Below are 21,243 nucleotides of genomic sequence, written 5' to 3'. Positions count from 1 at the left end.
TTGGAGCGGGAAACGAGACTCGAACTCGCGACCCCGACCTTGGCAAGGTCGTGCTCTACCAACTGAGCTATTCCCGCGTCACAACCGGTATATTACCTGACAATCTGCAAAATTGGAGCGGGAAACGAGACTCGAACTCGCGACCCCGACCTTGGCAAGGTCGTGCTCTACCAACTGAGCTATTCCCGCATATTTTGCAATTTGCCCGCACCGCTTTCGATTGAAAATCTATCTCGGTACGGGGAGCGCATTATACGAAAAATTCATTTTCTGGCAAGCCCTCCGGCACGAAAAAATGAATTTTTTTGTTCAGATGCCGATAAAACCGGCAAATATGCTATAAAACACGCAACCTGAACTAATATTAACCGACCGGCGGCTGAAAATCAGCCACCGTTTTTTATCACAGGCGGATAAAGGTTTCGCGGTAGTAAGCCAGTTCCGCGATTGACTCGCGGATATCATCCAGCGCCTGGTGGGTGTTTTTCTTGGTGAAGCCGTCCAGCACTTCCGGTTTCCAGCGGCGGGCCAGCTCTTTCAGGGTGCTGACATCCAGGTAACGGTAGTGAAAATATTGCTCAAGCGCCGGCATATAACGGAACAGAAAACGGCGATCCTGGCCGACACTGTTACCGCAGATAGGAGAAGCGCCCTGCGGCACCCACTGCTCCAGGAACGCGATAGTGGCCTGCTCTGCCTGTGCGTCGGAATACGTGCTGGCGCGGACACGTTCAGTTAACCCGCTGGCGCCGTGTGTGCGGACATTCCAGTCATCCATCAGACCTAATTGTTCATCAGACTGGTGTACCGCCAGAACCGGGCCTTCCGCCAGAATATTCAGGTTTGCATCTGTCACAATGGTGGCGATTTCGATAATCCGGTCACGTTCCGGGTCAAGTCCGGTCATTTCCAGATCGATCCAGATAAGGTTCTGTTCACTTTTTGCCATGTTGTATCCTATAGTTACCTGAGTATCCGCCTGTTTTTTGTTCACACGGATTGAATGATGACGGGTAAAATGAATGGTGTATCATAGCGCGTAATCCGCCCTGCCGCGAGTCACCCCGGCGGGCACTTTCTTCTTTACGTGGTGTCAAAACAGACGAGGTTTCGTTGGCTAAACAAAAACTTTCCAAAGGTCAGGTACGGCGTGTTCAGGCAAACCAGCAGCGCAAACTGCGCAAAGAGAACCGCCCGGAGCCTGAGGACAGCCTGTTCGGTGAGGCTCAGGAAGGACAGGTAATCAGCCGTTTCGGGCAGCATGCGGATATTGAAGCCGCAGACGGCTCGGTACAGCGCTGCAACCTGCGCCGCACCATCAAATCACTGGTCACCGGTGACCGCGTGGTCTGGCGTGCGGCGTTGCAGAATAACGAAGAAGGCCGTGTTAACGGGATTGTTGAGGCAGTGCATGAACGTGAATCGGTACTGACCCGTCCTGATTTTTATGACGGTATCAAACCGATCGCCGCCAATATCAACCAGATCGTGATTGTTTCCGCGATTTTACCGGAATTATCACTCAATATTATTGACCGCTATCTGGTCGCCTGCGAAACACTCGGTGTGGAACCACTGATTGTGCTCAACAAAATTGACCTGCTGAATGACGAAAGCCGCGACCAGGTCAATGATTTAATGAATATCTATCGTAATATCGGATACCGTGTGCTGGAAGTATCCGGCTACACCAACGAGGGGATTGATGCACTGACGGCAGCACTTGCCGGACGGATTTCCATCTTCGCCGGACAATCCGGTGTCGGAAAATCCAGCCTGCTCAATACATTGCTGCCGGAAAACGCGGATATCCTGGTCAATAACGTTTCTGATGTTTCCGGGCTGGGTCAGCACACCACCACCGCCTCACGGCTGTATCATTTCCCGCACGGCGGGGATGTGATCGACTCACCGGGAGTGCGTGAATTCGGGTTGTGGCACCTGACACCGGAACAGGTCACTCAGGGATATACGGAATTCCGCGATTATCTCGGCGGCTGTAAATTCCGTGACTGCAAACACGGGGATGACCCGGGCTGTGCGCTGCGCGAAGCTGTGGAGAACGGCGAAATCAGTGCGGAACGCTTTGAAAATTATCACCGTATTCTGGAAAGTATGGCACAGGTGAAACCACGCCGTAATTTTACGGCCGGTGAAGACTGACAAGCGCAATAAGCACAGGTACAATAGCCCCCTTTTGTTCAGAATTCGCCGGAAAAACCGGCAGATAACAAACAATACCAGAGGTCGATGTGCTGGATACTCTTAAAATAAAATTACAATATTTGCTGCCTAAACAGTGTCTTACTCAGCTGGCGGGCCGCTTTGCCAACAAAAAACTTGGCTGGCTGACGCAGTTGGTGATCAAAGCATTCGCCAAAGCCTACAAAGTGGATATGCAGGAAGCGAAAGAGAGCGAATTTATCGCTTACAGTACCTTCAATGAGTTTTTTATCCGCGCACTGAAAGAGGAAGTCCGCCCTATCGTACAGGGCAGCGAAACCCTGGCACTGCCGGCAGACGGCACCATCAGTCAGCTGGGGCTTATCCGTGACGATCAGATTTTACAGGCCAAAGGGCATAACTACACCCTGGAAGCCCTGCTCGCCGGAAACTGGCAGCTGGCGGATCTGTTCCGCAACGGGCAGTTTGTAACCACTTACTTATCTCCGCGTGATTACCACCGCGTGCATATGCCGTGTGACGGCCATCTGCGTGAAATGATCTATGTCCCGGGCGACCTGTTCTCCGTTAACCCGCTGACCGCCGCCAATGTCCCGAACCTGTTCGCCCGTAACGAGCGTCTGATCTGCGTGTTTGACACGGATTTCGGCCCGATGGTGCAGATTCTGGTGGGCGCCACGATTGTCGGCAGTATGGAAACCGTCTGGTGCGGTATGGTCACCCCGCCGCGTGAAGGGATTGTCCGCCGCTGGACTTATCCGGCACACGACAGCGTCTGTGCGGTAAACCTGAAAAAAGGCGAAGAGATGGGCCGCTTTAAGCTCGGCTCCACCGTGATCAACCTGTTCCCGGCGGATACAGTGGCACTGAACAGTGCACTGGCAAACGGCGTTTCCACCCGTATGGGTGAACTGCTGGCCACCCGCATTACGGCGGATGATGCCGCCTGCGCGGAAGAAAGCCCTGCATGCCCGTCACAACCGGACGCCGCTGCCACTAACTGAGGACTCTCCCCTGTGCGCCTGATTATCTCATTTTTACTGGCGGTTTTTCTTTTCTCCCCGCTGACAGCGGTATATGCGGCATCGGATATTAACGAGCCGCAGATCCGCCAGGAACTGAAGCGGATTGAGAGCAGTAAAGATCCGAAAGATATTGAGATGGCTCAGGCGTTACAGGCGACCCTGAACTGGCTGACAGACAGCAAAGCTGCGGATGAACGCGCACAAAGCTATCAGGACACCATCGATAACTTCCCGAAGCTGGTCAGGGCATTACGCCAGCAACTGCTGGAAGAGAGTGATTCCCCGGCCAAAATTCTGACCACCCGCCCTATCAGCGACCTTGAGCAGCAGGCTATCCAGCTCAGCGGACAGTTACTGGAGCAGGGACGGCTGTTACAGCAGGAGCAGGACAAAAACCGCGAAATCAGCGATTCTCTGACCCTCCTGCCCCAGCAGCAGTCCGAAGCCCGCCGTCTCCTGAATGAAGCCACCTCCCGCCAGCAGGGACTCGCAACCCCGCTGACCCCGCTTGCCGAAGCTCAGGCCACGCTGGCCGCCGCAGAAGTGCAGGCACGCAAGGCAACGGTCAATGAGCTGGAACTGGCTCAGCTATCTGCCAATAACCGCCAGGAACTGACCCGCATCCGCCTTGAACTGCTGCGTAAACGCTATCAGCGGCTGGATCTCGAACTTCAGCAGTTGCGCAGTGTGCTCAACGGCAAACGTCAGCAGAAAGCGGAACTGGCGCTGGAACGCACCGAACTGCTGGCCGAACAGGCCGGTGATTTACCGCCGTACCTGAAAGAACAGATTGATATTAACCGCGAACTGTCGCAGGTGCTGAATGATCAGGCCGCGCACATGAGTGATATCGGAGAGATGCAGCGCCAGGCGGCAACCGATATCCAGAAAGCGCGTCAGGTACTCGGCACCATTCAGGAGCAGGCACAGTGGCTGAACGGCTCAACCGCACTGGGGGAAGCCCTGCGGGCACAGCTCAGCCGCCTGCCGGACATGCCGAAACCGCAGCAGCTGGATAAAGAGATTACCGACCTGCGTGTTGAGCGTCTGAAATATGAAAATATGCTCGATGCCCTGTCCGGTAATAATAATGAACCGGATACGTCACAAACAGCCTCCCTCCCGCCGGATCAGGCTTCCCTCTATCAGCAGCTGATTCAGAACCGCAAAGAGCTGCTCGGCTCCCTGCTCTCCGGTTACGATACTGAAATTCTGGAGCTGACCAAGCTCAAAGTGACCACCAGTCAGCTTAGTGATGTGCTGATTGAAGTCCGCGACGACACCCACCGCTATCTGTTCTGGGTGGCGGATGCCACACCGGTTTACCTCAATTACCCGATTGAGGTACTGACCAGCCTGACCAAGCTGCTGTCCCTGGATACCCTGGCGCAGCTCGGCGGTGCATTTAAAACCATGTTCTCGTGGCAGAACAAAGAGATTTCACTCTATATTATCAGCACCCTGCTGCTGGCGATTTTCGGCCTGAACTACCGCCGCCACTATCAGGCATTTCTGGACAGAACCAGTCAGCGTATCGGTAAAGTAACACTGGATCGCTTTTCCATCACACTGCGCACCCTGTTCTGGTCTGTGCTTGTCTCTCTGCCGCTGCCGGTACTGTGGTCCGCTATCGGCTACGGGTTACAGAATTCCTGGCAGTACCCGATGGCAAAAGCGATCGGTGACGGTGTCAGCGCCACCACACCGGTGCTGTGGCTGTTTATGTTCTGCGCAACCTTTGCCCGGCCTAACGGGCTGTTTATCGCACAGTTCCGCTGGCCGGAAGCCCGCGTTAAACGGGCAATGCGTTTCTATCAGCTTTCCATTTTTGTCATTGTGCCGCTGATGATGGCAATGACCACCTTTGAATACTTCAATGACCGAGAGTTTGCCCCGACACTCGGCCGTCTCTGCTTCCTGCTGCTGTGTGCCGCGCTATTTATCATTACCAGCAGCCTGCGCCGTGCGGGAGTTCCGCTCTATCTTGACCGCCACGGCAGCGGCGACAATGCCGTCAGCAAAGGAATGTGGTGGCTGCTCCTGCTGGCACCGGTAGTGGCGGCGATTGCCGCTCTGCTCGGCTATCTCGCGACTTCACAGGCACTGCTCGGCCGCCTGGAAACCTCGGTCGCCATCTGGTTTATGCTGCTGGTGGTCTACAACATTATCACCCGCTGGATGCTGATCCAGCGCCGCCGTATCGCCTTTGAACGTGCCAAACAGCGCCGTGCTGAAATCCTGGCACAACGGGCAAAAAGTGATGATGACAGCAGCGTCAACAGTAATGCCAACAGCGCGGAAGGTGTGATTGATATTGAAGAGCAGGTCATTGACCTCGATACCATCAGTGCGCAGTCAGTCGGGCTGGTCCGTTCGATTCTGACCATGATTGCCCTGGTATCCTGTATTCTGCTCTGGTCTGAACTGCACACCGCCTTCTCCTTCCTGGAAAATATCCGGCTCTGGGATGTCAGCAGCAGTATCAACGGTGTGGATACCCTCCAGCCGATTACGCTCGGCTCTGTCTTTGTCGCCATTCTGGTGATTATCATCACCACGCAGCTGGTGCGGAACCTTCCCGCATTGCTGGAACTGGCGCTGTTACAGCATCTCGATCTGACTCCGGGTACCGGTTACGCGATTACCACGCTGACCAAATACAGTATTACCCTGGTCGGCGGGATTGTCGGCTTCTCGCTGATCGGCATTGAATGGTCGAAAATGCAGTGGTTTGTCACTGCAATGGGTGTCGGGCTGGGCTTTGGTTTACAGGAGATTTTCGCCAACATTGTTTCCGGCCTGATGATCCTGTTCGAAAAACCGATCCGTATCGGCGATACCGTCACCATCCGTGACCTGACCGGCAGCATCACGCGCATCAACACCCGCGCCACCACGCTGACAGACTGGGACCGCAAAGAGATTATCGTCCCGAACAAAGCCTTTATTACCGAGCAGTTTATCAACTGGTCACTCTCAGATACCGTCACCCGTATCGTCCTGACCATCCCGGTCCCGGCGGAAGCCAATCCGGAGCAGGTCACTATTCTGCTGCTGATGGCGGCACAGGACTCGGCAATGATTCTGGACACGCCAAATCCGGAAGCTTATCTGGTTGATTTACAACAGGGTATTCAGATTTTCGAACTGCGCGCCTACGCCGCTGAAATGGGACACCGCCTGCCGGCGCGTCATGAGATCCATCAGAATATCCTGCGCAGCTTCGCGGAAAACAATATCATCCTGCCGTTCCCGCCATTTGAGGCGCGTGTGGATATGGTGGGAAATATTCTGCGCAGCGGCACAAAAAATCTGTCGGGCCGTAACCCGATGCGGAAATCCGGCGGGTTGTGATATCACAGATAGTGATCCACTCCGCCGTGATGTGAACAGGTGCCGCGTCCTTTTGAGGTAGAATAAGAGCCGTCTCTGTACACAGCTTTTATATTCGGATCGTTCGGATCATAAGTAATATAACCGAATGCACTGACCGAAAAGGTAAAGCACACAAGCAATACTATTTTTTTCACCTGATATTTCCTGATAGTCAGTATTTATTATTGACCATACTTCTGATTCAAATCATCCGGAACATCTTCGTCATATTACATCCTTGTTTATCCGTAATCGTTTTTATATAACAGAACCGCCCCCCGGATACTACAGGAACAGCTCACGCTTTGTTCATTTCCGGGGTCAGTATCACGTATGCCACAGAGCTCTCATTTTTTATAAAATCACTTCTTCACGTAAATTTATACCTGATAAGCAATATTAATGATTGCGCCGTTTGCTTCATACCACGTTTAATCATGATTATTGCTGTCCGGGAGAAAATTTTTCTCCTGATATCACTTTACCTCTCTCTAAAAAGCATTATTTTTTCTGATTTACATCCTTTATGATAAAGATATTAAAAAATAAGCCTGCTGATAACAAAACGTTATTACATAATACGTTGTTTAAATCGCACCCGTTAAGAACAACATTGTTTAAGATTTAAACATTAAGGATGTTATTTATGGCGATAAATACGACACGTTCCGCAGCGGAAAATTCCGGAATGAGTGAAGAGCAGTGGCGTGCAGCGACCAAATTTGATGGTACCGACGCCGGCTGGGTTATTATGAGCATCGGGATGGCTATCGGCGCCGGTATTGTTTTCTTACCGGTTCAGGTCGGTCTGATGGGGTTATGGGTTTTCCTGCTATCCTCCGTTATCGGCTATCCGGCCATGTATCTGTTCCAGCGGTTATTTATTAACACGCTCGCGGAATCCCCGGAATGTAAAGACTATCCGAGTGTGATTACCGGTTATCTCGGTAAAAACTGGGGGATATTACTCGGAGCGCTGTATTTTATTATGCTGGTGATCTGGATGTTTGTTTATTCCACTGCCATCACAAATGACAGTGCGTCTTATTTCCAGACTTTCGGTGTGACAGAAGGATTATTATCCGACAGTCCGTGGTACGGATTAATTCTGATTTGCCTGCTGGTCGCTATCTCTTCACGCGGCGAAAAGCTGTTATTTAAATTATCCAGTTTTATGGTGCTGACCAAGCTGTTTATTGTCGCCGCACTCGGTATATCGATGGTGGGCATGTGGCACCTGTATAATATCGGCTCACTGCCGCCGGTTGGCCGTTTAATTAAAGAAGCGGTTATTACACTGCCGTTTACCCTGACATCCATTCTGTTTATTCAGACTCTCAGCCCGATGGTCATTTCATTCCGCAATCAGAATGTGAACCGGGAAGTGGCCCGCTTTAAAGCCCTGCGGGCAATGAATATCGCCTTTATTATCCTGTTCTGTACCGTCTTTTTCTATGCCGTTTCCTTTACCCTGGCAATGGGTCATGACGAGGCGGTTAAAGCTTATCAGCAGAATATTTCCGCACTGGCAATCGCCGCTAAATTCTTCCCCGGCGGCTGGGTAACTGTGGTCAGCGTAATGCTGAATATTTTTGCGGTTATGACGGCGTTCTTCGGGGTATATCTCGGGTTCCGCGAAGCCACGCAAGGGATTGTGATGAATATTCTGCAGCGCATGATGCCTGCGGAGCGGATTAATGAAACCCTGGTGAAATACGGCATTATGGTATTTGCGGTGCTGCTGGCCTGGGGCGCCATTATTCTCAACGCACCGGTACTGAGCTTTACCTCAATATGCAGTCCGATTTTCGGGATGGTCGGTTGTCTGATTCCGGCTTATCTGGTTTATAAAGTCCCGATGCTGCATAAATATAAAGGCATCTCCCTGTATCTGATTATTTTTACCGGGATGCTGCTCTGTGTGTCGCCGTTCCTGGCATTTTCCTGATAATACTCCCAGAAACAAAAAAGCCGCCGGATTTATTTTCCGGCGGCTTTTTTGTTGATCTGAATATAAAAATTACTGCTGATATAACCGGCGCAGATAATGAGCAACCGCATCATCCGCATTAGAGCCAATCACTTCCATTTCCGGCAGAATATCTTTCAGGCGCTGATGTGCTCCCGCCATAATGCAGCCTTTTCCGGCCATTTCCAGCATTTCGCGGTCATTCATACCGTCACCGAAAGCAATGCAGTCATTCAGGCGGTAGCCCAGTGATTCCGCGACCTGCTGCAGCGCCTCACCTTTAGAGACACCTCCGGCCATCACTTCCAGACAGCTGCGCAGAGAGAAACTGACATTCACTTTATTGCCGAAACGCACGCGGATTTTGGCTTCCAGCGCGACAAGTTTCTCGTGATCGTCACAGGTAAAGTAGACTTTGCAGACCTGATCAACCGGAAAATCATTACGGTCAAACAGCTCATACATAAAAACAGATTCCTGGAAAAACTCTTTCTGTTCCGGGCTTTCCCGGTTGATCATCCAGCCGTCACCCCGGTAATAGTTGGTGAGGATATCCGGGTTATCAAACTCCATCAGGCACAGCTCGCGGACCACATCCGGATCCACATCATGACTGAATACCAGCTCACCTTTGGTGTTGTGTACCCGCGCGCCGTTGGAGGTGATCATAAACGCGTCAATTCCCAGTGCATCACGGATCTGCGCCACATCCACATGATGGCGGCCGGTGGCAAAAACAAAATGCACGCCTTTATTGATGGTCAGCAGGCGGAGGGTTTCCTTGGTGTAGGGGGTCAAACTGTGGGCAGGTGATAATAACGTTCCGTCTAAATCTGAAGCAACCACATGATACATATGCAAATTCCTGAAAATTGATTAGTGGAGTCCGAAAAAATGACAAATCGCATTGAGCGCGACAGCGCGCAACGCGTCTTCTTCGAACAGGATCTCGTGATAAGCTCCCTCAAACGTCAGAGGCATATGTTCTTCTTCTTGTCCTGTCCGGGCTTTACGGCGCTTTTCGCAGAAAGCCAGCAACTCCCGATTGTCCACCACCTTATCCTCTGATGCCATCAGCACCATCAGCGGGGTGTTTATCTCTCCCGCCTGCGCAATTATCTTTTGTCCGATATCAATGCTTTCGCGTAACCAGTGATACGTGGGTCCGCCGAGACGTAAAGCAGGATAGTCAGCATAACAGCGCAGGTAACGCCGGTACCGCGGGTAACTGTGGGTCAGCATGTTGATTAAAAACGGCAACGGCTGCCACTTCCCGGTTGATACCGCATACTCATTGCGTTCCGACGGCCGTTTATCAGCCCGGTTCACAATCATATTCGCCAGCCACATCGGCATCGGTAAATTGATACCGAACATCGGGGCACATAATACCGCGGCACGGAAGGTGTCCGGCTCGCGCAACAGATAACCGCCCAGTATCGCACCGCCCATCGAGTGCGCCAGTGCATAGCGGTAAGCGTAATTTTTCTCCGCCAGCGCGATGTTGGTGAACTGAGAAAAATCATCAATATAGTCGTCAAAACGCTCGACATGGCCTTTTTGCGGATCATCCAGCATCCGCCCGGAAAGCCCCTGCCCCCGGTGATCCATAATAAAGACATCAAAACCGAGGTGGAAAAAATCGTACAGAACTTCCGGATATTTGACGTAGCTTTCGCTGCGTCCGGAGCTGATCACCAGCACTTTGTCATGCGCAGGATCGGTAAACTGCACATAGCGGATAGTGACATCATCCGTGCCCTGAAATGTCCGCTCATCCCGGTTGCTCCAGAAATCAAGTAACGGGCCGTTCACAAAGGCGGAATACTCCGCTTCGCGTTCCAGCCAGCTTGCTTTCAGGGTATCCGGTGGCAGCATAGGGTGCTCCTTTAGTCATCAAATCCGGTGAGATGCTCGCGGATAAGGGCCATAAATGCATCGCCGAATCGTTCCAGTTTCCGCTCTCCGACGCCATTTATCAAGAGTAAATCATTTGCCCTGACCGGGCATTGTTCCGCCATTTCAATGAGTGTGGCATCGTTAAACACCACAAACGGCGGGATATTTTCCTCATCCGCAATGGATTTGCGCAGCTTGCGCAATTTCGCGAACAGTTTTTTGTCGTAATTACCGCCGTAGCTGCGGGCAGTCTGACGCGGTTTGATATTCTGGATCCTCGGCACCGCGAGTTGCAGCGGTACTTCGCCGCGCAGAACCGGACGGGCGGATTCGGTTAATTGTAACGCAGAATAATTGGCGATGTTTTGCGTTATCAGCCCTAAGTGGATCAACTGGCGCAGCACACTGACCCAGTGTTCCTGGCTTTTATCTTTGCCTATACCGTAAACCGCGAGTTTGTCGTGTCCGTATTCACGGATCCGCTGATTATTCGAGCCGCGCAGCACATCCACAATATACCCCAGACCAAAACGCTGCCCGGCGCGGTAGATGCAGGACAGCGCCTGCTGTGCCTCAACCAGCCCGTCATACTGTTTCGGCGGATCCAGGCAGATATCGCAGTTACCGCACGGTGTCTGGCGGTTCTCACCGAAGTAATTGAGCAATACCAGACGGCGGCAGGTCTGTGCCTGGGCAAACGCGCCCATGGCATTCAGCTTGTGCTGTTCGATATCTTTCTGCGGCCCGGCCGGTTTTTCATCCAGACAACGGCGCAGCCACGCCATATCCGCCGGGTCATAAAACAGAACCGCTTCCGCACTGACCCCGTCACGTCCTGCACGGCCGGTTTCCTGATAATAGGACTCAATATTGCGCGGGATATCAAAGTGCGCGACAAAACGGACGTTGGATTTGTTAATCCCCATCCCGAATGCCACCGTGGCGACCACGACCTGTAAGTTGTCCTTGAGGAAAGCATCCTGGACCCATTCACGCTGTGAATTATCCAGGCCGGCATGATACGCCGCGACACTCAGTCCGCGCTTTTGCAGACGGGCGGCGACATCTTCCACTTTATTACGGCTGTTACAGTAAATAATACCGCACTGGCCTTTCTGACCACGGACAAACATCCACAGCTGATCAAACGCTTTATATTTTTCCACCAGCGTGTAGCGGATATTCGGGCGGTCAAAGCTGCTGATGTGGATCAGCGGGTCACTGAGGCGCAGCCGCGAGCAGATATCAGAACGGGTGGTATTATCGGCGGTGGCCGTCAGGGCAATCACCGGCACACCCGGCAGATGCTGGCGAAGCTCGCCTATCGCGCAGTATTCCGGCCGGAAATCGTGTCCCCACTGAGAGATACAGTGCGCTTCATCCACCGCCAGCAGCGACGGCTGCCACTGCTGTAACTGGCGGATAAAACTGCTCATCAGCAGGCGTTCCGGTGCCACATACAGCAGTTTGATGCGGTTATTGTGACACCCTTCCAGTACCTTCTGCTGTTCCTGCGCGGTCTGTGCCGAATTCAGATAACCGGCTTCCACCCCGAGCAGGCGCAGCTGATCGACCTGATCTTTCATCAGGGAAATCAGCGGTGACACCACCACTGTCAGCCCCGGCAGCATCAGTGCCGGAATCTGATAACACAGTGATTTCCCGCCGCCCGTCGGCATGACCACCAGACAATCGCGTCCGCCGGTCACGGTATCGATAATATCGGACTGTCCGGCACGGAATTGCTGATAACCAAAGACCTGGCGCAGGATAGCGTCAGCGTCGGGCAGGGTATTGATGACTTCAGCGGTAGACACGCAGCTCCTCAGGTGAAACAGAAATCCGGGCAGTGCATTCTGCCGGTGAAAAGATGCTTCTATGCTAGCTCAGTTTGCCATCAGATAACAGACTATCCGCACGGACGGTGATAATATTCGATCGGTGCTGAGTTTTTTTGCGCACACCTTCTGGTGTAATTTTGTGATGCGCGTTACACTTTCACATCTTTTTAACGTCTTTGCTGCCATCCGGCGTATCGCAGGCGATCACATTTTACGAATAATTAATTAATGACGTGATTATTCACGTTGTAACTATGTAGTATCAATGCGAGAGTGACCGCGCCGGCAGGCATCTTCTTTTCTTCTTTCTTTCAGACTTGGACTATCATGAGCCAGCAACAGACCGTAAAAGGCGTCCTTTGTGCTCTCGGCGCTTACTTTATCTGGGGTATTGCCCCTGTGTATTTCAAACTGATCCAACAGGTGCCTGCGGATGAGATCCTGACACACCGGATTATCTGGTCATTCTTTTTTATGATCCTGCTGATCACCGTGTCACGCCAGTGGCCGCGTATCCGCCAGATTATCCGCCAGCCGAAGAAGATCATGATCCTCGCGCTGACCGCCTGTATTATCGCCTCTAACTGGCTGATCTATATCTGGGCGGTGAACCACAACCATATGCTGGAAGCGAGTCTCGGGTACTTTATTAACCCGCTGGTCAACGTCCTGTTCGGAATGCTCTTTCTCGGTGAGCGTTTCCGCCGTATGCAATGGTTTGCCGTGTGTCTCGCCTTTACCGGCGTGCTGATCCAGCTCTGGCAGTTCGGTACTGTGCCGGTGATCGGGCTGAGTCTGGCCATGACATTCGGCCTGTATGGTCTGCTGCGCAAAAAACTGGGGGTGGATGCCCAGGGCGGAATGCTGGTGGAAACCCTGTGGCTGCTGCCGGTTGCGGGAATTTATCTGCTTTTCTTTGCCAACAGTGCCACCAGCAATATGACCATGAACAGCCTGACGCTGAATCTGCTGCTGATTGCCGCCGGGATTATCACCACCGTGCCGCTGCTGCTGTTTACCGAGGCCGCTAACCATCTGCGTCTCTCCACGCTCGGCTTCTTCCAGTACATCGGTCCGACCCTGATGTTTGTGCTGGCGACCACCGCATATGGCGAGGCTATTTCCGCCGAACGGCTGGTAACCTTCGCCTTTATCTGGGCGGGACTGATTGTCTTTACCCTGGATGCACTGTACACCCAGCGCCACCGCTACAAAAAAGCGTGATATCCTGTGAGACAGCGCCGGATCTGCCGGTGCTGTCACCGGGAGGATAAATATGGACTGGATCACGCATCATCTGGCGGTACTGCACGACCACCCGCTCTGGCTGCTGGCCATTCTGTTTGTTATCGCCCTGAGCAAATCCACGATTATTCTCTCATCTGTCCTGCCGCCCGCCTCTGTCATGCTGATGACGGTAGTGACGCTGGCATTTCCGGTCGTTCCGGTGGTGATTATCTGGCTGGTGATTACGCTGGGTGCTGCCTGTGGTTCGATGATTTCGTATTATCTCGGCCGTCTGATTATCACCCGCAACTATTTTCCGGGGCTGATGGCGAAATACAAAACCGCCCTCGGTAAAGCCCAGGCACGGCTTCAGACCAGCGGGCTGCTGATCCTGTTTACCTCACGGTTTATTGCGGTGCTGCGCTATCTGATCCCGATGGCGGCCGGATTGCTGCGTTTCACACAGACCCGCGTGCTGGTAACCTGTCTGCTCTCTGCCGGGGTCTGGACAGCCCTTTACATGCTGATTGCAAAGGGCATTGAATTCACATTTTTCTGAGGTTGGATGTTACAGCCAATTCTTGCGTTTGAAGTAGAGATACGGCGCGAGTGCAGCAGCAACCATCACCCCGATCGCAGCGGGATACCCCAGCGACCAGTCCAGCTCCGGCATAAATTTGAAGTTCATCCCGTAACTCGATGCCACCAGTGTCGGCGGCAGGAATACCACAGAAACAACGGAGAAGATTTTGATAATGCGGCTTTGTTCGATATTGATAAAGCCCATCGCCGCCTGCATCAGGAAGTTCACTTTCTGGAACAGGGATTCATTATGCGGCAGCAGGGATTCGATATCGCGCAGGATTTCGCGTGCCTGCTCCAGCTGATTCGCCGGCAGACGGGTACGGCGGACCAGGAAGTTCAGCGCGCGCTGGGTATCCATCAGACACAGACGGACTTTCCAGCCGATATCTTCCTGCTCGGCCAGGGCAGACAGGGCTTTATCGAACTCATCATCCTGCTTGCCTTTCATAATCGCCCGGCTGAGTGTTTCCAGATTGCTGTAGATGTTTTCGATTTCATCCGCCAGCTGCTCGATTTTGGTTTCAAACAGATCCAGCAGGATTTCGTAACCGTTGCCGTCCTGCATGGTCTGTTTGCGCGCGCGCATACGGTACAGGCGGAAAGCAGGCAGTTCCCGCTCACGCAGCGTGTATAAACGCCCGTCACGCAGGGTAAATGCCACAGTGGAGTTTCCGGCGTGGTCGTCCGCATCTTCGTAATAGAAAAAGGAGTGGACGTGAAGCCCGTCATCGTCCTCAAAGAAACGCGCGGAGGCTTCGATATCATCCAGTTCCGGGCTGGTTGCCAGTTCCTGGTTGAACTGAGTCTGAATCAGCTGCCGTTCATGCTCTTCCGGTTCCGAAATATCCACCCACAGCGCATCTGTCAGGGCGTCGCCCTCTTCTAAATCAAGACGTTGCAAACGCTTATTGTCAACTCTGAATGCGCTCAGCATGGTATGCGGCCTCCGGGAACGAAAGGAAAAGAAAAAGTGTGCGCATGTTATGCGCAGATGAAAAAGGGTGTCAACCGGTTATTATCCGATTAACACCTTACTCTGCGGGAGATCAGGGTTTTTCCAGTTTGGCGTAGGAGGCCACCAGCCATTTGATCCCTTCACCCTGGAAGGCTATCTGTAAGCGGGTATGCTCGCCGTTACCTTCCATATTGATGATAGTGCCCTCCCCGAATTTCGGATGACGGACACGCTGCCCGAGGGTATAACCGCTGTCATTGGCGGTGATCGGTGTGCCGAGCCGCTGATGATTAACCGGGCGGGATACGGTAGCACGCAGGCGCACTTCCTCCACACACTCCGGCGGCAGTTCACCGATAAAACGGGATGGCCGGTGATACACCTCTTTGCCGTACAGACGGCGGGTCTCGGCATAGGTCAGAGTCAGCTTCTGCATGGCACGGGTCACACCGACATAGGCCAGCCGCCGCTCCTCTTCAAGACGGCCGCTCTCCTCCATCGACATCATGCCCGGGAACATGCCCTCTTCCACCCCGACGATAAAGACCTGCGGGAACTCCAGCCCTTTGGCGGAGTGCAGTGTCATCAGTTGGACAGCATCCTGATAGCGGTCCGCCTGACCTTCGCCGGATTCCAGCGCGGCATGGGACAGAAATGCCTGTAACGGCGTCAGCCCTTCGTCAGCATCCTGATAGCTGAACTGGTTGGTTGCGGTCACCAGTTCCTCTAAGTTTTCGATCCGCGCCTGGGCTTTTTCACCTTTTTCCTGCTCATAGTGCGCCCGCAGACCGGAATCGCGGATCACGCGGTCAGTCTGCACATGCAGCGGCAGGCCGTCAGTTTCCTGCGCCAGCAGATTGATCAGCTCGAGGAAGCGCCCCAGCGCGGAGGCAGCGCGTCCCGCCAGTGCTTTTTCTTCCAGCAGCACACCGCAGCTTTCCCAGAGGGTCAGTTCCCGCTCACGGGCAGTCTGACGCACCACGTCCAGGGTGCGGTCGCCGATCCCGCGTGTCGGGGTGTTCACCACACGCTCAAATGCGGCATCATCATGACGGTTTGAAATCAGGCGCAGATACGCCAGCGCATCTTTGATTTCCTGGCGCTCGAAGAAGCGCTGACCGCCGTAAATACGGTACGGCAGCGCGGCCTGTAACAGCGCCTCTTCCTGTAAACGGGACTGGGCGTTACTGCGGTAGAGAATCGCGCAGTCCGCCAGCGCACCGCCGTTCTCATGCCACTGTTTGATGCGTCCGACCACATAACGCGCCTCATCCAGATCATTAAAGGCACAATACAGAGAGATAGGCTCGCCGTCCTCACCGTCCGTCCAGAGGTTTTTCCCCAGCCGGTCGCTGTTGTGCGAGATCAGGGCGTTCGCCGCTTTCAGGATATTGTTGGTGGAACGGTAATTTTGCTCGAGGCGGATAGTGGTCGCGCCCGGGAAATCTTTCAGGAAGCGCTGGATATTTTCCACCTGCGCCCCGCGCCAGCCGTAGATAGACTGATCATCATCACCGACAATCATCACTTTGCCGGTATCACCCGCCAGCATGCGCACCCAGGCGTACTGGATGCTGTTGGTGTCCTGGAATTCGTCCACGAGGATATTGGTAAAACGGTCACGGTAGTGCTGTAAAATCGCCGGTTTGTTGAGCCACAATTCATGTGCGCGCAGCAGCAGCTCGGCAAAATCCACCAGCCCCGCACGGTCGCAGGCTTCCTGATAGGCCTGGTAGATCCGCAGCCAGGTGGCTTCCACCGGGTTGCCGTAGCTCTCAACATGCTGAGGCCGCAATCCTTCATCTTTTTTACCATTGATATACCAGCAGCCCTGTTTGGCCGGCCACTGTTTTTCATCGAGATTCATGGCTTTGATCAGACGGCGGATCAGGCGGATCTGATCTTCACTGTCGAGGATCTGGAAATCCTGCGGTAATCCGGCATCAAGGTGATGCGCCCGCAGCAGACGATGTGCCAGGCCGTGGAACGTCCCGATCCACATCCCGCCCTCACTGGTACCGACCAGCTCTTCAATACGGTGGCGCATTTCCGCCGCCGCTTTGTTGGTAAAGGTCACTGACATCACCGAAAACGGAGAGGCATTCTCCACTGCCAGCAGCCAGGCGATACGGTGCACCAGCACCCGGGTTTTTCCGGAACCGGCACCCGCCAGCACCAGCATGTTTGAGCGGGGAGCCGCCACCGCTTCGCGCTGTTTATCATTAAGGCTTTCAAGCAGATAAGAGACGTCCATAATTTCCATCAGTGTTTTGTGCGGCAGTGCCGCGAAAGAAAAAGCGCCTTCCGGACAGCCGGATCCGGAAGAACTGGTTTTTTATACAGATAAAATTATAACAGTCCGGTTAAAGAATCCAACTGTGTAATTTCAATATGCGGCAGCAGGCGGGTTTCCGGGTCGTGATAAACATCGCGGCCGTCAAGGTTGATCCAGCAGGCCTGCATGCCGCTGCACAGCGCCCCTTCCACATCGGTATTCAGGTTATCACCGACATGCAGGATATTTTCTGCCGGGAGAGCCAGCCGCTGCGCCGCCGTGCGGTACATATCGTAGAACGGTTTTGCGCGCCCGTCAGGACCGGCTTTAAGAATAAAAGTAAAATAATCTGCCAGCCCGCATTTTTCCGGCTCCATATTGCCGTTGGTGATCGCCACCAGCGGAATTTTGGCCGCCAGCGCAGTCAGCGTGTCATGCGTGGACTGTGGTACATCAATACGGCTGCGCCACTGCGCAAAATGCGCCATTACCGCATCCGCCCCGGCCTGAGCACGGGTGGCGGTATAGCCGTAATGCAGGAAAAAAGTACGCCAGGAGAGCAGACGCCAGCGGCTGACATCATGGAAAATCTCCGGCTGCTGACGGCGGATCCGGTCACGGAACACATTAATATAGTCAGCCGGTAATTCACTGAAACGCGGATCATACTGACGGATAAACGCAATGACCTCCTCCTCGGTTTTATCCATCACCGGACGATTATCATACAGCGTGTCGTCAAGATCGAACGTCATGGCGCGGACAGGTGAAAGGGGGCGGTAAAAACGCATTACGGTTTTCCTCGTTTGGCCCGCGGATGTGCAACATCATACACATTGGCAAGATGCTGAAAATCCAGATGGGTATAGATTTGCGTGGTGGACAGATTAGCATGCCCCAGCAATTCCTGCACGGCGCGCAGGTCGCCGCTGGATTCCAGAATATGAGTCGCAAAGGAGTGGCGCAGCTTATGCGGGTTCAGATGGCTGTTCAGCCCCTGGTGCAGACCCCAGTATTCAAACCGTTTCTGCACATTACGCGCTGAGATCCGCTTACCGCTTTTGGTGGAGATAAACACCGCCCGGTCTTCCGGATCATACAGCTCACGCAGCGGCAGCCAGCGTTCCAGACAGGCAACCGCCGTTTTGCCGAGCGGCACTTTACGCTCTTTGCTGCCTTTCCCCAGCACCCGTACTTCACCGGTGGCCAGGTCAAAATCCCCGGTATTCAGCCCGACCAGCTCCGATAAACGCAGCCCCGCGCCGTACATCACTTCCAGCATGGTACGGTCGCGCACGGTCAGAGGATCATTACTGCTGATATCCATCAGCCGGGTAATATCATCCACATCCATGTTTTTCGGCAGATGCCGCCCCTGTTTCGGGGCACTGACAGCCTTGGCCGGATTGGCGGGCAGCAGGCCGTTACTGACCTGCCAGTCAAGAAATGAACGGAGAGCGGAAAGACGCAGCGCCAGACTGGCGGGCTGTAACCCGTTACGGCGGCTTTTTGCGGCCAGCATCCGCACTGTTGCCGGTTCCAGTTGTGCCCAGCAGCGGAGTTTACCGGCGGCCATCATTTCCGCCAGCGCGGTGAGCTGGCGGCGGTAATTGGTAATCGTGACCGGACTTAACCGGCGCTCTACCCGCAGATACTGCAGAAACTGTTCTGCCGTGACCAGCAGGTCATCTGCCGCGCTGTCCGTCATGCCAGCTCCACCCAGCGCTGCAGCAGCTGCGGCAGGAAATAGGCTACCTGTTCCAGCATCGCGGTACCCATATCTTTCTGATAGTGCTGCTTGTCACGGCTGACAAATATCACTACACCGAGGTCATGCTGTCCGCCCAGCAGCGATACAGACGCTGAACCGACAAATGCACTGTCCGGCAGCAGCAGCTGAATTTCAGGGGCTGTCAGTTGTCCCAGATAATGGTTGCGATCCCCGAAGCGGGAGAGACGGATGGCTTCAAAGTGTGCGCGGGATAAGGCCAGATCCTGATGACGGAACGGCGCACCCAGCCGCCAGCTGTCAGTAAACAGACGGATTCTGGCATGACTGAGTTTCAGCCCCTTCGCCCACTGATTCAGGCGTTCGGAAAAATCATCAAGAGAAGTCGCGGCGGACAGCGACGCCAGCAGTTTCAGCAGGCGCGAGAACAGGTGTTCGTTTTCACGGGCCTGTATCATCAGCTGCATCAGATCATCCGTCAGCGTGCCTATCCGCTCACGCTGGCGTCCGAGCTGCCACTCCACCAGAGAGACCGCACCTTTTACCGGGTGCGGGATGGTCATGTCAGTGATCTGCGCGGCATTGCGGATGAAAAAATCCGGATGCGCTTTCAGATACGCCAGCACCGCCTCCTCATCCGGCTCTCCGGAAGGGGCAAATACGGCCGTATCCTGTTGACTGTCCATTGCTATTTATCCTCTTTATGATGATTAAAGATGGATAACACCATCATATACATGCGTGGCCGGGCCGGTCATAAACAGGGGTTTTCCCTCACCTTCCCAGCTGATAAACAGGGTACCGCCGGGTAAATCCACCTGCACATTTTCTGCCAGCAGGCCCTGGCGGATCCCGACAGAAACCGCCGCACAGGCGCCGCTGCCGCAGGCCTGTGTTTCACCGACACCGCGCTCGTATACGCGCAGACGGATATGGTCACGCGACAGGATCTGCATAAAGCCGATATTTGCCCGCTCCGGGAAACGCTCGTGGCTTTCCAGAACAGGGCCGATAACCTCAACTTCCGCCGTTTCCGTGCTTTCCACCTGGATAACACAGTGCGGATTGCCCATCGACACCACACCACACAGAACCGTGCGTTCAGCGGCGCGGATAATATAGGTTTTCTCTTCTTTGACCGCGCGGAACGGTACCAGCGCCGGTTCAAACTCCGGCACACCCATATTCACGCGGACATTGTCATCATCGGCAATCGTGAGCACCATGCGTCCGGACTGCGTGCTGACACGGATATCCCGTTTGTTGGTCAGCCCTTTGAGGCGGACAAACCGGGCAAAACAGCGCGCGCCGTTGCCGCACTGCGCCACTTCACTGCCGTCGGCGTTAAAGATGCGGTAGTGAAAATCCAGTTCCGGGTCATAGGGCGCTTCCACCACCAGCAGCTGATCAAAGCCGACACCGGTGTGCCGGTCTGCCAGACGGCAGATAAGCTCCGGAGAAAAATAGATATTCTGGGTGACGGCGTCCACCACCATAAAATCATTACCCAGGCCGTGCATTTTGGTGAACTGCATGTTCAGATCCTGTTTACGCCTCAGTAACCGGGGTTATCCGGTGGTCATTTTTGCGTTTTGCCGGTCTCAGCGTTGTCAGTCTGCACAGCAGACTGCTCTGCCGCAGGCTTGGCTGCAGGCGCGCTTTTCGCGGCGGCAGGCTCTTCCGGCGGGAAGTAAAGCGGGCCTTTCAGTCCGCAGCCGGACAGGGTCAGCAGCATCACGGCGGATACCGCACAGATCATTTTTTTCTTCATTTACAGTCATGCCTGTTAATCATCGGTCAATACCCTCTATAATCGCAGTTAGATGTCGAAAAGCAAATAGGAAATGACGATGAACGATACAGAATTTCACCGGACAGCCGATGCGTTGTTGCAGGATATTGAAGCAAAATTAGATGATTACGACGGTGATGCGGATATTGACTGCGAAACCAACGGCGGTGTGATGACCCTGAGCTTTGAAAACGGCTCAAAAATTATCATCAACAAGCAGGAAGCATTTCATCAGATCTGGCTGGCGGCACGTAACGGCGGCTATCATTTTGATCTGAAATCAGATAAATGGATTTGTGACCGCAGCGGCGGCGAGCTGTTTGCCATGCTGGCACAGGCCATCAACGAGCAGAGCGGCGAACCGTTCAGCTTCTGAGAGTCAGACTG

18 protein-coding genes and 2 tRNA genes are annotated in these 21,243 nt (G+C 53.8%); 7 read left to right on the top strand and 13 right to left on the bottom strand.

Features of this window, described 5'->3' with window-relative positions; translation table 11 throughout:
• Nucleotide 1: 1 nt before the first annotated feature.
• The 3 genes from GN208_RS13015 to orn form a co-directional block, all read right to left on the bottom strand.
• Nucleotides 2-77, bottom strand: a tRNA-Gly gene (locus tag GN208_RS13015).
• A 36-nt stretch (nucleotides 78-113) separates the two neighbouring features.
• Nucleotides 114-189 (bottom strand) — tRNA-Gly (locus tag GN208_RS13010).
• Nucleotides 190-403: 214 nt separating this feature from the next.
• The gene (orn, locus tag GN208_RS13005) at nucleotides 404-949 is read right to left on the bottom strand and encodes an oligoribonuclease (RefSeq protein ID WP_004234467.1); all 546 of its coding nucleotides are present in this window, start codon (nucleotides 947-949) and stop codon (nucleotides 404-406) included.
• 164 nt (nucleotides 950-1,113) lie between these two features.
• On the opposite strand from orn, the gene rsgA reads away from it, so the two are divergent.
• The 4 genes from rsgA (at nucleotide 1,114) to GN208_RS12985 (ending at nucleotide 8,532) form a co-directional block, all read left to right on the top strand.
• The gene (rsgA, locus tag GN208_RS13000) at nucleotides 1,114-2,163 is read left to right on the top strand and encodes a small ribosomal subunit biogenesis GTPase RsgA (RefSeq protein ID WP_004234465.1); all 1,050 of its coding nucleotides are present in this window, start codon (nucleotides 1,114-1,116) and stop codon (nucleotides 2,161-2,163) included.
• Between the two features lie 89 nt (nucleotides 2,164-2,252).
• The gene (asd, locus tag GN208_RS12995) at nucleotides 2,253-3,188 is read left to right on the top strand and encodes an archaetidylserine decarboxylase (protein WP_015422318.1); all 936 of its coding nucleotides are present in this window, start codon (nucleotides 2,253-2,255) and stop codon (nucleotides 3,186-3,188) included.
• 12 nt (nucleotides 3,189-3,200) lie between these two features.
• Nucleotides 3,201-6,563, top strand: a complete 3,363-nt coding sequence (gene mscM / locus GN208_RS12990) for a miniconductance mechanosensitive channel MscM (RefSeq protein WP_015422319.1) — start codon at nucleotides 3,201-3,203, stop codon at nucleotides 6,561-6,563.
• Nucleotides 6,564-7,230: 667 nt separating this feature from the next.
• Nucleotides 7,231-8,532 (top strand): amino acid permease, encoded by a 1,302-nt coding sequence (locus GN208_RS12985; RefSeq protein WP_015422320.1) that lies wholly within the window; start codon nucleotides 7,231-7,233, stop codon nucleotides 8,530-8,532.
• Between the two features lie 72 nt (nucleotides 8,533-8,604).
• Here GN208_RS12985 and yigL read toward each other — a convergent pair whose 3' ends face one another.
• From yigL to recQ, 3 genes are read right to left on the bottom strand one after another with little or no spacing between them, the layout of a single operon-like run.
• Nucleotides 8,605-9,408: a sugar/pyridoxal phosphate phosphatase YigL gene (yigL, locus tag GN208_RS12980; protein WP_004241342.1), complete on the bottom strand. Its 804-nt coding sequence runs from the start codon at nucleotides 9,406-9,408 to the stop codon at nucleotides 8,605-8,607.
• Between the two features lie 21 nt (nucleotides 9,409-9,429).
• Nucleotides 9,430-10,431, bottom strand: coding sequence for a lysophospholipase L2 (gene pldB / locus GN208_RS12975; protein ID WP_004234454.1), 1,002 nt, complete (start codon nucleotides 10,429-10,431; stop codon nucleotides 9,430-9,432).
• Between the two features lie 11 nt (nucleotides 10,432-10,442).
• Nucleotides 10,443-12,269, bottom strand: coding sequence for an ATP-dependent DNA helicase RecQ (gene recQ / locus GN208_RS12970; protein ID WP_015422321.1), 1,827 nt, complete (start codon nucleotides 12,267-12,269; stop codon nucleotides 10,443-10,445).
• 351 nt (nucleotides 12,270-12,620) lie between these two features.
• Here recQ and rarD point away from each other — a divergent pair, with 351 nt between their 5' ends.
• Nucleotides 12,621-13,517: an EamA family transporter RarD gene (rarD, locus tag GN208_RS12965; protein WP_004234449.1), complete on the top strand. Its 897-nt coding sequence runs from the start codon at nucleotides 12,621-12,623 to the stop codon at nucleotides 13,515-13,517.
• Between the two features lie 52 nt (nucleotides 13,518-13,569).
• Nucleotides 13,570-14,079: a VTT domain-containing protein gene (locus tag GN208_RS12960; protein ID WP_004234447.1), complete on the top strand. Its 510-nt coding sequence runs from the start codon at nucleotides 13,570-13,572 to the stop codon at nucleotides 14,077-14,079.
• Between the two features lie 9 nt (nucleotides 14,080-14,088).
• Here the strand turns inward: GN208_RS12960 and corA are convergent, their stop codons facing one another.
• The 7 genes from corA to GN208_RS12925 form a co-directional block, all read right to left on the bottom strand.
• On the bottom strand, nucleotides 14,089-15,039 hold the full coding sequence (corA, locus tag GN208_RS12955) for a magnesium/cobalt transporter CorA (RefSeq protein WP_004241337.1): 951 nt from the start codon (nucleotides 15,037-15,039) through the stop codon (nucleotides 14,089-14,091).
• A gap of 112 nt (nucleotides 15,040-15,151) precedes the next feature.
• On the bottom strand, nucleotides 15,152-17,323 hold the full coding sequence (uvrD, locus tag GN208_RS12950) for a DNA helicase II (protein WP_004234440.1): 2,172 nt from the start codon (nucleotides 17,321-17,323) through the stop codon (nucleotides 15,152-15,154).
• 86 nt (nucleotides 17,324-17,409) lie between these two features.
• The gene (gene yigB / locus GN208_RS12945; RefSeq protein WP_004234438.1) at nucleotides 17,410-18,126 is read right to left on the bottom strand and encodes a 5-amino-6-(5-phospho-D-ribitylamino)uracil phosphatase YigB; all 717 of its coding nucleotides are present in this window, start codon (nucleotides 18,124-18,126) and stop codon (nucleotides 17,410-17,412) included.
• Nucleotides 18,126-19,043: a tyrosine recombinase XerC gene (xerC, locus tag GN208_RS12940; RefSeq protein WP_004234436.1), complete on the bottom strand. Its 918-nt coding sequence runs from the start codon at nucleotides 19,041-19,043 to the stop codon at nucleotides 18,126-18,128. Before xerC ends, yigB begins: the two co-directional genes overlap by 1 nt.
• On the bottom strand, nucleotides 19,040-19,750 hold the full coding sequence (locus GN208_RS12935) for a DUF484 family protein (protein WP_004234434.1): 711 nt from the start codon (nucleotides 19,748-19,750) through the stop codon (nucleotides 19,040-19,042). The genes xerC and GN208_RS12935 overlap by 4 nt, the downstream gene beginning before the upstream one ends.
• Before the next feature lie 24 nt (nucleotides 19,751-19,774).
• A complete protein-coding gene (gene dapF, locus GN208_RS12930; protein WP_004234433.1) occupies nucleotides 19,775-20,599 on the bottom strand; it encodes a diaminopimelate epimerase in 825 nt (274 codons plus the stop codon).
• Between the two features lie 44 nt (nucleotides 20,600-20,643).
• Nucleotides 20,644-20,835: a lipoprotein gene (locus GN208_RS12925; RefSeq protein WP_004234431.1), complete on the bottom strand. Its 192-nt coding sequence runs from the start codon at nucleotides 20,833-20,835 to the stop codon at nucleotides 20,644-20,646.
• Nucleotides 20,836-20,914: 79 nt separating this feature from the next.
• Here GN208_RS12925 and cyaY point away from each other — a divergent pair, with 79 nt between their 5' ends.
• Complete coding sequence (gene cyaY, locus GN208_RS12920) at nucleotides 20,915-21,232, top strand: iron donor protein CyaY (RefSeq protein ID WP_004234430.1); 318 nt, start codon at nucleotides 20,915-20,917, stop codon at nucleotides 21,230-21,232.
• The last annotated feature ends 11 nt before the right edge of the window (nucleotides 21,233-21,243 follow it).

The sequence above is a fragment of the Morganella sp. HSTU-ASny43 genome, assembly GCF_022819185.1.
In the GTDB taxonomy this organism is placed as follows: Bacteria; Pseudomonadota; Gammaproteobacteria; order Enterobacterales; family Enterobacteriaceae; genus Morganella; species Morganella morganii.
The sequence above is the reverse complement of the archived record's forward strand: the minus strand, read 5'-3'. Positions and strand labels throughout refer to the sequence as shown.

What these genes read in the sequence shown, in the direction of transcription:
- yigL (WP_004241342.1), bottom strand. Translation starts at nt 9,408, where the DNA reads ATGTATCATGTGGTTGCTTCAGATTTAGACGGAACGTTATTATCACCT.
- GN208_RS12935 (WP_004234434.1), bottom strand. Translation starts at nt 19,750, where the DNA reads ATGGACAGTCAACAGGATACGGCCGTATTTGCCCCTTCCGGAGAGCCG.
- xerC (WP_004234436.1), bottom strand. Translation starts at nt 19,043, where the DNA reads ATGACGGACAGCGCGGCAGATGACCTGCTGGTCACGGCAGAACAGTTT.
- GN208_RS12985 (WP_015422320.1), top strand. Translation starts at nt 7,231, where the DNA reads ATGGCGATAAATACGACACGTTCCGCAGCGGAAAATTCCGGAATGAGT.
- yigB (WP_004234438.1), bottom strand. Translation starts at nt 18,126, where the DNA reads ATGCGTTTTTACCGCCCCCTTTCACCTGTCCGCGCCATGACGTTCGAT.
- dapF (WP_004234433.1), bottom strand. Translation starts at nt 20,599, where the DNA reads ATGCAGTTCACCAAAATGCACGGCCTGGGTAATGATTTTATGGTGGTG.
- orn (WP_004234467.1), bottom strand. Translation starts at nt 949, where the DNA reads ATGGCAAAAAGTGAACAGAACCTTATCTGGATCGATCTGGAAATGACC.
- pldB (WP_004234454.1), bottom strand. Translation starts at nt 10,431, where the DNA reads ATGCTGCCACCGGATACCCTGAAAGCAAGCTGGCTGGAACGCGAAGCG.
- rarD (WP_004234449.1), top strand. Translation starts at nt 12,621, where the DNA reads ATGAGCCAGCAACAGACCGTAAAAGGCGTCCTTTGTGCTCTCGGCGCT.
- cyaY (WP_004234430.1), top strand. Translation starts at nt 20,915, where the DNA reads ATGAACGATACAGAATTTCACCGGACAGCCGATGCGTTGTTGCAGGAT.
- uvrD (WP_004234440.1), bottom strand. Translation starts at nt 17,323, where the DNA reads ATGGAAATTATGGACGTCTCTTATCTGCTTGAAAGCCTTAATGATAAA.
- GN208_RS12960 (WP_004234447.1), top strand. Translation starts at nt 13,570, where the DNA reads ATGGACTGGATCACGCATCATCTGGCGGTACTGCACGACCACCCGCTC.
- GN208_RS12925 (WP_004234431.1), bottom strand. Translation starts at nt 20,835, where the DNA reads ATGAAGAAAAAAATGATCTGTGCGGTATCCGCCGTGATGCTGCTGACC.
- corA (WP_004241337.1), bottom strand. Translation starts at nt 15,039, where the DNA reads ATGCTGAGCGCATTCAGAGTTGACAATAAGCGTTTGCAACGTCTTGAT.